The 12,091-nt window shown below is 59.1% G+C and carries 14 protein-coding genes; 8 read left to right on the forward strand and 6 right to left on the reverse strand.

Annotated elements, in window-relative coordinates; genetic code table 11:
* The first annotated feature begins 192 nt into the window (after positions 1-192).
* The 6 genes from C3406_RS11310 to C3406_RS11335 all read left to right on the forward strand — a co-directional run bounded on the left by C3406_RS11310 (position 193) and on the right by C3406_RS11335 (position 6,284).
* The gene (locus C3406_RS11310; protein WP_103823894.1) at positions 193-1,431 is read left to right on the forward strand and encodes an MFS transporter; all 1,239 of its coding nucleotides are present in this window, start codon (positions 193-195) and stop codon (positions 1,429-1,431) included.
* 75 nt (positions 1,432-1,506) lie between these two features.
* On the forward strand, positions 1,507-2,829 hold the full coding sequence (hisD, locus tag C3406_RS11315; protein ID WP_199182733.1) for a histidinol dehydrogenase: 1,323 nt from the start codon (positions 1,507-1,509) through the stop codon (positions 2,827-2,829).
* Between the two features lie 3 nt (positions 2,830-2,832).
* Positions 2,833-3,597 carry an SDR family NAD(P)-dependent oxidoreductase gene (locus tag C3406_RS11320; RefSeq protein ID WP_103823893.1) on the forward strand — a complete coding sequence of 255 codons (765 nt, stop codon included), beginning with the start codon at positions 2,833-2,835 and terminating at the stop codon, positions 3,595-3,597.
* Between the two features lie 11 nt (positions 3,598-3,608).
* Positions 3,609-4,325: an alpha/beta fold hydrolase gene (locus C3406_RS11325; protein ID WP_233210559.1), complete on the forward strand. Its 717-nt coding sequence runs from the start codon at positions 3,609-3,611 to the stop codon at positions 4,323-4,325.
* Positions 4,318-5,106, forward strand: a complete 789-nt coding sequence (locus tag C3406_RS11330; RefSeq protein WP_103823891.1) for an HpcH/HpaI aldolase family protein — start codon at positions 4,318-4,320, stop codon at positions 5,104-5,106. Before C3406_RS11325 ends, C3406_RS11330 begins: the two co-directional genes overlap by 8 nt.
* A gap of 11 nt (positions 5,107-5,117) precedes the next feature.
* On the forward strand, positions 5,118-6,284 hold the full coding sequence (locus C3406_RS11335; RefSeq protein WP_103823890.1) for a cupin domain-containing protein: 1,167 nt from the start codon (positions 5,118-5,120) through the stop codon (positions 6,282-6,284).
* Positions 6,285-6,324: 40 nt separating this feature from the next.
* On the opposite strand, the gene C3406_RS11340 is transcribed toward C3406_RS11335, so the two are convergent.
* Both C3406_RS11340 and C3406_RS11345 read right to left on the reverse strand, forming a co-directional pair.
* Positions 6,325-6,960: a carbonic anhydrase gene (locus C3406_RS11340; RefSeq protein ID WP_103823889.1), complete on the reverse strand. Its 636-nt coding sequence runs from the start codon at positions 6,958-6,960 to the stop codon at positions 6,325-6,327.
* A gap of 71 nt (positions 6,961-7,031) precedes the next feature.
* Positions 7,032-7,823, reverse strand: a complete 792-nt coding sequence (locus C3406_RS11345; protein WP_103823888.1) for an MBL fold metallo-hydrolase — start codon at positions 7,821-7,823, stop codon at positions 7,032-7,034.
* Positions 7,824-7,951: 128 nt separating this feature from the next.
* Here C3406_RS11345 and C3406_RS11350 point away from each other — a divergent pair, with 128 nt between their 5' ends.
* Entirely contained in the window at positions 7,952-8,092 is a 141-nt protein-coding gene (locus C3406_RS11350; protein WP_032617828.1) for a hypothetical protein, read from the forward strand.
* Positions 8,093-8,209: 117 nt separating this feature from the next.
* Here the strand turns inward: C3406_RS11350 and C3406_RS11355 are convergent, their stop codons facing one another.
* From C3406_RS11355 to C3406_RS26280, 4 genes are all read right to left on the reverse strand, one after another.
* Positions 8,210-8,689: a GlcG/HbpS family heme-binding protein gene (locus C3406_RS11355; RefSeq protein WP_103823887.1), complete on the reverse strand. Its 480-nt coding sequence runs from the start codon at positions 8,687-8,689 to the stop codon at positions 8,210-8,212.
* A gap of 77 nt (positions 8,690-8,766) precedes the next feature.
* Positions 8,767-9,390 carry a response regulator transcription factor gene (locus C3406_RS11360; RefSeq protein ID WP_103823886.1) on the reverse strand — a complete coding sequence of 208 codons (624 nt, stop codon included), beginning with the start codon at positions 9,388-9,390 and terminating at the stop codon, positions 8,767-8,769.
* On the reverse strand, positions 9,383-10,711 hold the full coding sequence (locus tag C3406_RS11365; protein WP_103823885.1) for a sensor histidine kinase: 1,329 nt from the start codon (positions 10,709-10,711) through the stop codon (positions 9,383-9,385). The genes C3406_RS11360 and C3406_RS11365 overlap by 8 nt, the downstream gene beginning before the upstream one ends.
* Positions 10,712-10,871: 160 nt before the next feature.
* Positions 10,872-11,033 carry a hypothetical protein gene (locus C3406_RS26280; protein WP_197080142.1) on the reverse strand — a complete coding sequence of 54 codons (162 nt, stop codon included), beginning with the start codon at positions 11,031-11,033 and terminating at the stop codon, positions 10,872-10,874.
* Between the two features lie 239 nt (positions 11,034-11,272).
* Here C3406_RS26280 and C3406_RS11370 point away from each other — a divergent pair, with 239 nt between their 5' ends.
* Positions 11,273-12,091 carry an ABC transporter substrate-binding protein gene (locus tag C3406_RS11370; RefSeq protein WP_103823884.1) on the forward strand — a complete coding sequence of 273 codons (819 nt, stop codon included), beginning with the start codon at positions 11,273-11,275 and terminating at the stop codon, positions 12,089-12,091.

A 12,091-nucleotide genomic window follows, 5' to 3' on the forward strand; every position in this document is an offset into this window, starting at 1 on the left:
TTTTCACAATGGTGATAAACGACCTTTACAAATTTGAAACCTTTTCGTAACTTCAATTTTTGAATACGTATGCAGAGAAATATTCACACCGTCAATTGTACCGGGCAGCCTGGTCAGTATCCAAAGGGATTGAGCCGGTAAACGTTGTACTTGACTGGTTTTAACCCATTACGTTTTAAGAGGTTCACAACCATGTTTCGAGCACTGTTACGCCGACCCGAAGCCCGGCTCTTTTTTATCATCAGCGTGTTGTTTTTTATCTGTATTCACAGCATTGATGCGTTCCTGGCCCCGATGATGATCAATCAGGGGATGGAGCCGCAGGTGATGGGGATCATCATGGGGGCCAGCGGCCTCGCCACGCTGCTGATCCGCTTTCCGCTGGGGATTGTTTCCGATGTGGTGAAGAGTCGAAAAATCTTTATCCAGGGCGCGCTGGTCCTGCCGATTATCGCCTGGCCACTGGCATGGCTGGAGCCTAACGCCCTCACCCTCTATCTGGCGAAGGCGGCTGACGGCGTCACCGCTGCCACCTGGGTGCTCTACAACATTCTCTTTATTCGCTATTTTGACCGCAAAGACGCCCCTGCTGCGGTGGCCTTTCTGGCGCTGGCAGGGCCGCTGGGGGTGTTCCTTGGCAACTGCATCGGGGGTCTGTTGATTCACTATTTTGAGAACAACATCGCATTTTTCGTCTCCTGCGTCTCGGCGCTGGTGGCGCTGCTTCTCACCACCCGCATCCAGGATGTACACGATCCGGTCAAAGCCCCGACGCTGAAAGCCTGTATCGCCGGTGCCCGCCTGCAACTGGCCGATCGTTCGGTGTGGCTGATCGGTATCCTGGCGACCCTCGTTATCCTGGTGCCTTTTGCTACCCGCGATACGCTGACGCCGATCTATGCCGAGCAGTTAGGCGGGCGTGCCGGGATCCTAACCCTGCTGAGTAACATCCATCTGATCTTCTACGCCCTCGCCATCGCCTTGTGCAGCAGCCTCTTTTATCAGCGCCTTGGGCTGATGAAGACGGCGGTGCTGGGCATTGTCCTGCAGGTGTTGTCGACCTTAGGCATCCCCTTCACCAGCAATATGTATGTCATCTATCTGTTGCAGGCGCTGGCGGGCTTCTCGTTCGGGATGGCGTTCGCGGCCTTTATGTCCCTGAGCGTGGTCAATACCACTTCCGATGAGCAGTCCACGCGCATGGGTCTGTTCCAGACCATCTACTCCTGCGGCATGTTTGCCGGGCCGGTGATCATGGGCGTGATGATGCAGCACATTAATCTGTCGTCCGGCTATCTCTTTATTGCTGGCCTGTCGGTTATCGCGGCCATTGCCACCCCGCTCTCCGTGCGCTGGGTGAATAGCCGTAAAATGCCGCCGTCTGCGGAATTATCCCTTAACGCCCCACTCGCGCCCGCGCGCGACCAGTAATTTTTTAATCACCCAAACATTTATCCCGGCCCGCCGGGAGGACAGTTGTCACCTTAATTATGCGAGGAAGAGATTGTGGCTTATATGCTTAAAACCAGTAAACCGGTTCAGGAACGTCAGGATGCGCAGCGTCAAATAAGGGAAACGGTAGAGCTTATTCTGGCGGATATTGAAAAACGCGGTAATAAAGCTATTCGCGAATTATCCATTAAGTTTGATCGCTATGATCGGCAGGATTATCGCCTGAGCGACGCGGAAATTAATGCCTGCATCAATAAATTAAGCCGCCAGGATATTCACGATATCGAATTTGCGCAGGAGCAGGTCTTTAATTTCGCCCGCGCTCAAAAAGAATGTCTGCGGGATCTGGAAATTGAAACCCGTCCGGGGGTGATTCTCGGGCATAAAAACATCCCCATTAATGCGGTGGGGTGTTATGTCCCGGGCGGAAAGTATCCCCTGCTGGCCTCGGCGCATATGTCGATTATCACCGCCAACGTGGCGGGCTGCTCCCGCATCGTAAGCTGCGCGCCGCCGTTCGGCGGCGAACCGGCACCCGCAATCGTCGCGGCGCAAAAAATGGCTGGCGCCACGGAAATTTATGCGCTGGGGGGAATTCAGGCCATCGGCGCGATGGCGCTGGGCACCGATTCGCTCTCGCCGGTCGATATGCTGGTCGGGCCCGGTAACGCCTTTGTGGCGGAGGCCAAACGCCAGCTGTTTGGTCGGGTCGGGATTGACCTCTTTGCCGGTCCGACGGAGACGCTGGTGATTGCCGACGAGACCGTTGACGCCGAAATGTGCGCCACCGACCTGCTGGGACAGGCCGAGCACGGTGTAACCACCCCAGCGATTCTGCTGACTAACTCGATGACCCTTGCCAAAGAGACGCTGCGCGAGATCGATCGCCTGCTGGAAAAACTGCCCACCGCTGATATTGCCCGCCAGGCGTGGCGCGATTACGGGGAGATCATCGTCTGCGACAGCTACGAAGAGATGCTCGCGGAAGCCGATCGCATCGCCTCTGAGCATGTCCAGGTTATGACCGCCCGGGACGACTGGTTCCTGGCCAACATGACTAACTTCGGCGCCCTGTTCCTCGGCCCGCGCACCAACGTTGCCTATGGCGATAAGGTGATCGGCACCAACCACACGCTGCCCACGCAAAAAGCGGCGCGTTACACCGGCGGCCTGTGGGTGGGGAAATTCATGAAAACCTGCACCTGGCAGAAAGTCCTCAGCGATGAAGCCACCGCCGAGATCGGCAGCTACTGCTCGCGCCTCTCGCTGCTGGAAGGCTTCGCCGGACATGCTGAGCAGGCCAATATCCGCGTCCGCCGCTACGGCCAGGTGGAGGTGCCTTACGCCACCCCGGCGCCGATCAGAGAGAAGGTGTAAGTCATGGCGTTTCCTGAGATGCCCTCCTTCGGCCTGCACGGAAAGCGGGCCCTGGTGACGGGCGGCTCCCGCGGACTGGGATTCGCCTGCGCTGTCGCCCTGGCGCAGAGTGGCGCAGAGGTGTGGATTGCCGCCCGGGATCGCCAGGCGCTGGATGCGGCTGCCACCCTCGCCGCCGAACGCGGGCTGCTGCTGCGTCCGGTGGCGCTGGATATCACCGATGTCGCCCAGGTGGAGGCCGTCACCGAAGCCCTGCCCGCCTTCGACATTCTGGTCAACAGCGCCGGGCTGGCTCGCCACGAACCGTTTCTGGCGGTCAGCGAGGCGAGCTTTGATGCGGTGATGGCGATCAACCTGCGGGCGACCTTTTTTGTCAGCCAGCGGATCGCCGCCCGGATGCGTGAGGAGCGAATAGCAGGCTCGATCATCCACATCTCCTCCCAGATGGGGCATGTCGGCGGCCCTAAGCGCAGCGTCTACTGCGCGTCGAAATTTGCGCTGGAAGGGTTAACCAAAGCCATGGCGCTGGAGCTTGGCGAGGCGGGGATCCGGGTTAATACCCTCTGCCCGACCTTTATTGAGACGGCGCTGACCGCATCGTCGCTGGCCGACCCCGCCTTTCGCCACTATGTGCTGGAGAATATCAAGCTCGGACGTACCGGTACCGTCGAAGATGTGATGGGGCCAGTGGTGTTCCTGGCTTCCGGCGCCGCAGCGATGATCACCGGCAGCGCGCTGATGGTCGACGGCGGCTGGACCGCAACCTGAGGAGTAAGATTGTGGATAATCACGCCCTGCCGCTGGTGCTGATTAGCGGCACGCTCTGTAACGCGCGTCTCTGGCAGCCGGTACTCGACAGGCTCAACCTCTCTGACGTGCTCTGCATTACGCTGACCGACGCGACGTCGGCGGCAGACGCCTCGCGAAACCTGCTGCGCGAACTGCCGCCGCGCTTCCTGCTGGCTGGCTTTTCGCTGGGGGCGATTGTGGCCCTGCAGATGGTCGCCGACGCGCCACAGCGTATCGCCGGGCTGGCGTTGCTGTCAGTCAATCCCCTTGCCGATGCGCCAGAAAATGCGGCTCCCCGACGTGAGGCGGTGCGCGTGGCGCGACAGCAGGGTGTGGCGAAATGGCTCTCCGCCAGCCTGTGGCCGAAATACGTTGCCCCGACGCGCACGCAGGATGCCGCCCTGCACGATCTGATTTGCCAGATGGCCAGAGAATGCGGGCCCGACATCCTGCCGACGCAGACCGAAATCGCCATTACCCGGCGGGACAATCGCGGGGCGCTCCCGGCCCTCGCCTGCCCCATCGTTGTTATCAACGGCCTGCACGATCCCATCTGCACGCCGTCTCACCACCAGCGGGTTATTGAGAGTGCGCCTCAGGCGACGCTTGTCACCCTCGCCTCAGCCGGGCACTTCACCCTGCTTGAAGCGCCGGATGAGGTCGCTCACCCGCTACGTCACTGGATCCAGGAGTGTTTAGATGCGTAAAAACAGACTCAAGGCAATGCCCGACGGCAGCGCCGTCATTAACGGCTGGCTGGCCATCCCGTCGGGCTACAGCGCGGAGATCGCAGGCCATCAGGGTTTTGATGCCGTCACCGTCGATCTTCAGCACGGCATGATTGACTTCGCCAGCGCGCTCTCCATGCTGCAGGCCCTCTCCGCTACCCCGGCGGTGCCGCTGGTGCGGGTGCAGGATAACGATCCGGCGCAGATCATGCGCATGCTGGATGCGGGTGCCTACGGCATTATCTGCCCGATGATCTCCACGGCTGAAGAGGCCCGCCGCTTTGTAGCCGCCTGCCGTTATCCACCGCTGGGCAACCGCTCCTTTGGCCCTGCCCGGGGGCTGCTCTACGGTGGCGCGGATTATCCGCAGCACGCCAACGACGAAATATTGACCCTGGCAATGATCGAAACCCGTGATGGGCTGGCGAACCTGGATGCAATCCTTGCCACCGACGGGCTGGACGGGGTCTTTATTGGCCCGAACGATCTGTCGCTGACCCTGACCGGCAGCGCCAGCGCCGAATCCCGTCACCCTGAGATGCTGGCTGCCATTGAGCGGGTCGTCAGTCGGTGTCGTCAGTGGCAAAAAATCGCCGGGATCTTTTGCACCTCTGGTGAGGCTGCCGCCCGGCGCATTAGCGAAGGTTTTCAGTTTGTCACCCCAGCGAACGATGTCATGCAACTTGGCCGCGCCTCACGCGAAGCCATCGCCCTGGCGCGGGGCAATGCGCTCCCCACTACCGGCGCATCAGGTTATTAACAGGAGAAAAGATGAAAGCACGTCACATTAGCCCCGAACTGGCTCGCAGCCGTCTGGTTGCCCCTGAAGATATGGTGTCCTGCAATCTTGCGTTTATCGATTGCAAACTACCCGGCTCCCACCTGAAACAGAACTACTCCTTTATTGGCCCTGGCGTCACTCAGTCCTCCGCTCAGGTGGTGAACATCCCGGAACCGCACGGCTTTAATATCGGCGCCGCGGCGATGCCAAAAGGGGTGACCAACAATCTACATCTGCATTTCACCGCCGAAGTGTTCTTGATTCACGAGGGCACCTGGCGTTTTCGCTGGGGAGCCAACGGGGAAAATGAAGCCGAGTTCAGCGCTCCGGCCATTCTTTCTATTCCCACCTGGATCTTCCGCGGCTTTACCAATGTCAGTAAAGAAGAGACCTGCGGCATGGTTTACACGGTACTCGGGGGGAATAACACCGGGGGGATTATCTGGCATCCGTCGATTCTGAACGCGGCCAGCGAGTATGGCCTTTATCTGAGCAAAGACAACATGCTTATCGACGTAAATGCGGGCGATACCCTCCCGGAACCGGCAGGACTGCTGGCGCCATTGCCTGCAGAAGAGATCGCCGCCCTGCGCCACTACTCCGTGGAGGAGATGCGTCAGCGGGCGGTAACCGGAGAGGATCGCCGCTGGTCTGCGGCGGGGTTACTGGATTCAGTGCTGCCGGGCCATGGCGGCGAGATTGCGCCGGTGATTGGGTTCGGTATCAGCCAGGATAAACACGCCGCGCCTGCTATCGTTAACCCGCACGGTTTTTCCGTTGAGTGGCTGCGCCTGGCCACGGAGCATGTGGTAGGTCGCCACCTCTGCCCGGACGTGCAGGTGATCATGGTCTTTAAAGGCACGCTGGAGGTGACCTGGAATAAAGAGGGCGAAGAGGTGAGCATTGTCGCCCCTGAGCGTTCGGTCATTTCGGTTCCGGCGAACAGCTGGCGGCGTTATCGCGCGTTGGATGGCGACATGGAGTGCATTCTGACCACCGAAGGCGATCAGCGTAAGCGCGTCTACTGGGATGAAGAGATACTGCAACAGGCGAGAGCGGCAAACCGCTGTCTGGATCCGGACGGGTACGTCACGGCGGCGGATCTGCTGCCGGAAACGGCGAAGCGCGCGGGTCTGAAACTTGAGGCGCTACCGTAAGGAAAATCAGGGCGGGATCGCCCGCCCTGAATGCGGCGTGTTACTCGAAGTAAACGCCAGGATTATCGGACAGCGAAACGAAGGTTTTCGTCTCTTTATCCAGGGCGCGAATTTCGCCGCTTTCGATATCGTACACCCAGCCGTGCAGGCGAATAGCGTTGTTACGCAGGCCGACCGCCACTGAAGGATGGGTTTTGATGTTGCTCAGCTGGGCGAAGACGTTCTCCTGCACCATGGCGTTGACCTTGTCGGTCGGGGTTTCCCAGGTTTTCTTTTCCACCACCGCTTTCGCCGCATCGGAGTAGCGCAGCCAGTGAGAGACGGCAGGCATCGGCTCGAGGTTGGCGTTGTCGGCAATCGCCTTCATCGCGCCACAGTTAGAGTGGCCGCAGATCACGATATCGGTCACGCCCAGGGCGACCACCGCATATTCGATGGTGGCGGAAACACCGCCCGGCTCCGGCCCGAAAGGCGGCACGATGTTGCCAGCATTGCGAATGACAAAGAGCTGTCCCGGCTCCTGCTGGGTCACTAACTCCGGCACCAGGCGGCTGTCAGAACAGGAAATGAACAGCGCTTTGGGATTCTGACTGGAGGCCAGACTGCGGAAAAGGTCTTTACGTTGCGGAAAAATTTCTTTTTGAAAGCTGAGAAAACCTTCAATGATATGTTGCATAGCAATGTCTCATTTTTTTGTGATTGTTACAGGCATGATCGAGATCACGGTTTTTTGAGTTTACCCACCGGTCACGACTTCAGACAAGCAATATATTTCTGGACCGACCGCAGGACAATGTCCCGCGCGTTCGCGGAAATGTTCTGGCCTTCAAAGGCGCCGTAGAGGCGTTCGAAGGAAACCTTTTCCAGCCGGGCGGCGATCTCAGCCACGACGCCTGCCGGGAGCGGCAGCATGTTCGGGTAGCTCCACATAAACGACACCGCATCTTTGCCCGGCGTGACCTGCAGAATATCCCCGGCCAGCAGAATACCGCCGTCGCGGTGCCAGTGCAGCACCGTCCCGCCGGCAAAATGGCCGCCCAGTCGGTGCAGCGTCACGCCAGGGGCGATCTCCAGCGAATCCCCCTCCCAGAAGCGCAGCACCGGACTTTCCCTCATCACCCACTGCCGATCGCTGGCGTGCAGGTATACCGGGGCGTTAAAGGCCGCCGCCCAATCCTGCATGGTGGTGTAGTAGTGCGGGTGCGAGATGGCGATGGCGTCGATACCGCCCAGCGCGGTCACCAGCGCCTGGGTGGCGGGATCGAGATTGGCGATGCAGTCCCACAGCACATTACCCTGTGCGGTTTTCAGCAGGATCGCGCGCTGGTTGATGGCAAACGCGGGCACGGTTTTGATGCCCAATAAGTCGGGTTCAAGCTGTTGCCACTTGTTGGTGTGCGTGCGGGTCAGGGCGGAAAAATCAAGCCACTCCTGGCCCGTCGTGGGTACATACTGGCGCTCATCTTCGCAAATGGCGCAGTGCTGCGGTTCGCGGTCGGCGTCATAAGACGTGCCGCAGGTTTTACATAAGACGATCACAACGCCTCCTGAGTCCGGGTGAGTCATCAGTATGGCAAGGATTATCCTTATGTGCGCTGGGGTGCCTCCTCCCTCTGTTTTGCTCTATAATACGACCTGGAACAAAAACCGAACAAAGCAGGTAAACGATGGAAATTGATCTCAACAATCTGGTGTTTGACGGGCTGGACGAAGCCGAAGAACGTAACGCTGAACGCCTTGAAGATGCGGATAAAAAAGCCCAGGCGATCGTGGCGGATGATGATTGCGGCGACGCCTGCAAGATCTGATAAAAAAGCCCCGGACTAGCGCCGGGGCTTTTAGTTTTATGCCGGGTGGCGCTACGCTTACCCGGCCTACAACATCCTTCCCTCAGAGCCGCGTAAGCGCAGCGCCGCCGGGCGTTTTTACGATTTCTTCAGGCCATCAATGGCTTGTTGCGCGCAGGCTTCATCCAGGTGCCCACCCGGCGCGCCGCCGATCCCGATGGCACCGATCGTCTCATCCCCTTCCTTCACCGGCAAACCACCGGCCAGCAGCAGGCCCGGGATATCACGCAGGTTCTGCGCGCCCGCGTTGCTCTGCGCAGACTCCATCACTTTACCCGAGGCATTTTTGGTACTGAGCGCGGTAAAGGCCTTCATCTCACTGGCTTTCAGGGTGTGCGGACCGGCGTTATCCGTGCGCTGCACCGCTTTGACCACCCCGGCACGATCCACCACCGTGACGCTGACCTGATAATTTTTAGCCGTACAGGCCTGAATGGCCGCGCTGGCCAGGGCGTTCGCCTGGGTCAGAGAGAGATTTTTTTGCGCCACGGACTCTGCGTGCGCCGATACGCTGATCATTCCTGCCACACACACTGCTGCCATCATTAACTTTTTCATCGCACATCCTCGGGTAAGTGGAAACAGAGGCAGCGTACCGAAGCGGGCGAGGAAAAGTTATTCGGTCGACTACGCAGTTATCTTGGTAGTTCTACGGATTGCAATTTGTCATATTCCCGGATGGCCTGCACCAGGCTGGAAACCCCCAGCTTAACAAACACCGACGCCCGGTGCGCCTCCACCGTTCGCGGCGAGAGGTTCAGCCGGCCGGCGACCTCTTTATTGCTGCTCCCCGCCATCAGGGCGAGCAGCACCTCGTGCTCCCGAGCGGTGAGCTGCTCAAAGAGCGCCCTGATCCGCCGGGCCTCCAGCCACCGCCCCCTCCGCTGCTGGCTTTCGGCAAGCGCGGCGGTAATGGATTCGATCAACTTATCGGCATCCAGCGGCTTGGTGAAAAACTCAAAGACCCCGTTATGAAACGCCCGTCGACAGGCATCGATAGTGCCGTGGCCCGTCATCAGGATCACCGGCAGCAGCGGCCAGGGCCATGTTCCCTCCTCCAGCCAGGCCAGGCCGCCTTTGCCCGGCATGCGCATATCCAGCAGCAGGCAGCCGGTCAGCGCTTTTTCCGCGCCGTGGGTGGCCGTAAAGGCCGCAATACTTTCATAAGGTTCCACGCGCCAGCTCATCCCGGAGAGCAGAAACACCAGCGACTCCCTGACCGACGCATCATCGTCAATTAACCAGATGACGTTATCCATTTTCCTGACTCCCGTGATAAGCAAACTGCAACCGGACCCTGGCGCCCCCCTCCGGGGCATTATCCAGCGTCAGGGTGCCATTCATTCTGGTGACTAACGACTCCGTTAAGGTCATGCCCAGGCCGATCCCGCCCTGCCGCCCGCTGTAAAAGGGCATAAAGGCGTTGTGTAAAGCATCCTGAGTAAAGCCCGGCCCGCCGTCGGTTATTTCTATCCGGATAAACTCGCCGTTGCGCTGGCTGCGGATATGCACCCAGCCCGCCGCACTCTCCTGCTGCGCCTGAATGGCGTTGCTGAGGATATTGTGCAACACCTGCTCCAACCAGAGCCGGTCGGCGCAGAGCGTGCGGGCATCGGCTGCAAATTCATGGGTAAGACGAATGTGTCTGGCGGTGCGCTCGTGCTCCAGCAAATTGCCGACCTGTTGCCAGCAGCGGGCCAGATCCACCTCGCCCAGCTCCACCCTCTCCTGAGTGACGTGTTCACGAAAGCGAGTCAGCAGCTCGCCTATCCGCTGGGTCTGCACCAGCGCCGACCCGAGGGCCTGAGACACCGCCTCGGGATTATCCTGTCGCAGCTGGCGCTGCGCCCCCTGGATCCAGGTCTGCGCCGCCGTCAGGGGCTGGTTAATCTCATGCACAATACCCGCAGTGATCTCTCCCAAGGTATTGAGCTTGGCATGCTGATAGTACCAGGCGCGCTGGTCGGCATTTTGCCGCTGCTTACGCTGCCAGAGGATCACGCCGCCTGCTGCAACTACAGTCGCCCATCCCAGCCAGAGCAGGACAAACGGCAGCAGGGCAACGTTCAGCCAGGCCGGTCGGGCCTCGGCCTGGAGGGTAAAGGGTTGGGTATGTTGCGGGAACTGCCGCTGCCAGTGCCAGAAGGCCTCCCCCGGAGGTAGCGAGGCGTTGCCGCGGAGATCCAGGCTGAGGCGGGTAAAATGCGGGCTGGCGCCGATCACCGACCGGGTATCGATCAGCACCCGTATTTGCCGCCAGGGGTTGTAGAGCCAGTACTGCGTATCGCCTACAGGTTCAACCCGCGCGGCGTCAAGGGCGCGTCCCTGCGTCTTTTGCAGGTTGCGTATCTGCGGGAATTTTTTACGCAATGCCGCCAGATCTTCATCGCCATTTAATAGCGGCAGCACCGACTCATTCTGCGTGAGCACCGCGCCGGCCTCAGCAAAGGCCATGGCGAACTCCCGGTCCCGATCCCAGAACTGACGGCGGATCTGCTCGGCATACAGCAGCACGCTGCTGAGCAGGCAGAGCGTGAGCCAAATCAGGAGCCCTCGTTGTAGATAGTTTTTGCTGTTCATTCATTTAACTGGCGCAGGAAAAGGACGCCAGAGACCTTAGCAGGAAGCTAAGCCGTGGACAAAACTTGCGGCGATTTTTGGATGTTAGCGTCCAGAATGGCAGAGGGCGCGGTGAAGATCGCACACCTCATTCCAGTATGTTTCCCGCACCAGGCGGTGTTCAGCGTGGCGTTTGGTCATGGAACCACTCCGGGTCAATATTGGCGATATCCACACCATAGAGGCTGGCGACAGGCAGAATGGATTCAATAATACGCTGCGCGCTGTTCTCTTCCGATCGTGCGGTAAAAAACCGCCGTAACGTACTCATTAGTTTGCCCATGTCTGTCTTCCTCTTGTGCTCAGCCTGAAAGCAGTACAACAGCAATCTGTCGGCGATGGAAATGCCGATTCCGGCAGAGGATTTGCGCCAGGCGCAAAAGCAACGCTGCTTTAACCGCTGGATAACGCGCTGTTCACTAATGATTTTTTTCGTTAAGCAAAGACAATATTGGCATTTGGCTACCCGCGCCGGGTATGGGAGCGTATGAGGACAAAATAAAAACAGAAACAGAGGAACCTATGGCAATACACACAAAACGGACGCTGGCACTGGCTTTACTGGCCGCTGTCGGGATGGTTTCCACCCAGGCGCAGGCAGACCAGCTGGCGGATATTAAGGCGGCGGGTGTGGTGAAAGTCGCAACGTTTGATGCCAACCCACCGTTTGGCTCAGTGGATGCGAAAAGCCACGAGCTCGTCGGCTATGATGTCGACTTCGCCAAAGCGCTGGCAAAATCGCTCGGGGTAAAACTGGAGCTGGTCGCCACCAACCCGGCTAACCGCATTCCGCTGCTGCAGTCCGGGAAAGCGGATCTGATTGTGGCAGATATCACCATCACCCCGGAACGGGCACAGGTGATCGACTTTTCGACCCCCTACTTCGTGACCGGGCAGCAGTTCCTGGTCCCGGCCAAGGGCGCGGATAAACTGGAGGCCTACAGCAAGGCGCGTATCGGGGCGGTGAAAGGAACGACCGGGGAGCAGGCGCTGCATCAGCGTTTTCCGCAATCGCGCGTGCTCTCTTATGACGATATTCCGCTGGCGCTGACGGCGTTGCGCAACGACAACGTGCAGGCGATCACCCAGGACAGCACCATTCTGGCAGGTCTGCTGGCGCAGGCGCCCGATAAAGCCAACTTTAAGATCCTCCCGGATCTGCTAAGTAAAGAAGAGATTGGCGTCGGAGTGAAAAAAGGCGAAACCGCACTGTTAAAGGTGGTGAACGATGAGCTGGTGAAGCTGGAGAATACCGGCGACGCGGCAAAAATCTATGATGTCTGGTTTGGTCCACAGACGCCCTCCCCGCAGCCTCGCGCCTTCAAAATAGAAGTCCAGTAA

Source organism: Leclercia sp. LSNIH8, from assembly GCF_002920195.1.
In the GTDB taxonomy this organism is placed as follows: domain Bacteria; phylum Pseudomonadota; class Gammaproteobacteria; order Enterobacterales; family Enterobacteriaceae; genus Enterobacter.

Bases quoted from the DNA above. Each gene is read 5' to 3' on its own strand.
- C3406_RS11310 (WP_103823894.1), top strand. From the start codon at position 193: ATGTTTCGAGCACTGTTACGCCGACCCGAAGCCCGGCTCTTTTTTATC.
- C3406_RS11320 (WP_103823893.1), top strand. From the start codon at position 2,833: ATGGCGTTTCCTGAGATGCCCTCCTTCGGCCTGCACGGAAAGCGGGCC.
- C3406_RS11330 (WP_103823891.1), top strand. From the start codon at position 4,318: ATGCGTAAAAACAGACTCAAGGCAATGCCCGACGGCAGCGCCGTCATT.
- C3406_RS11335 (WP_103823890.1), top strand. From the start codon at position 5,118: ATGAAAGCACGTCACATTAGCCCCGAACTGGCTCGCAGCCGTCTGGTT.
- C3406_RS11340 (WP_103823889.1), bottom strand. From the start codon at position 6,960: ATGCAACATATCATTGAAGGTTTTCTCAGCTTTCAAAAAGAAATTTTT.
- C3406_RS11350 (WP_032617828.1), top strand. From the start codon at position 7,952: ATGGAAATTGATCTCAACAATCTGGTGTTTGACGGGCTGGACGAAGCC.
- C3406_RS11355 (WP_103823887.1), bottom strand. From the start codon at position 8,689: ATGAAAAAGTTAATGATGGCAGCAGTGTGTGTGGCAGGAATGATCAGC.
- C3406_RS11360 (WP_103823886.1), bottom strand. From the start codon at position 9,390: ATGGATAACGTCATCTGGTTAATTGACGATGATGCGTCGGTCAGGGAG.
- C3406_RS11365 (WP_103823885.1), bottom strand. From the start codon at position 10,711: ATGAACAGCAAAAACTATCTACAACGAGGGCTCCTGATTTGGCTCACG.
- C3406_RS26280 (WP_197080142.1), bottom strand. From the start codon at position 11,033: ATGGGCAAACTAATGAGTACGTTACGGCGGTTTTTTACCGCACGATCG.
- C3406_RS11370 (WP_103823884.1), top strand. From the start codon at position 11,273: ATGGCAATACACACAAAACGGACGCTGGCACTGGCTTTACTGGCCGCT.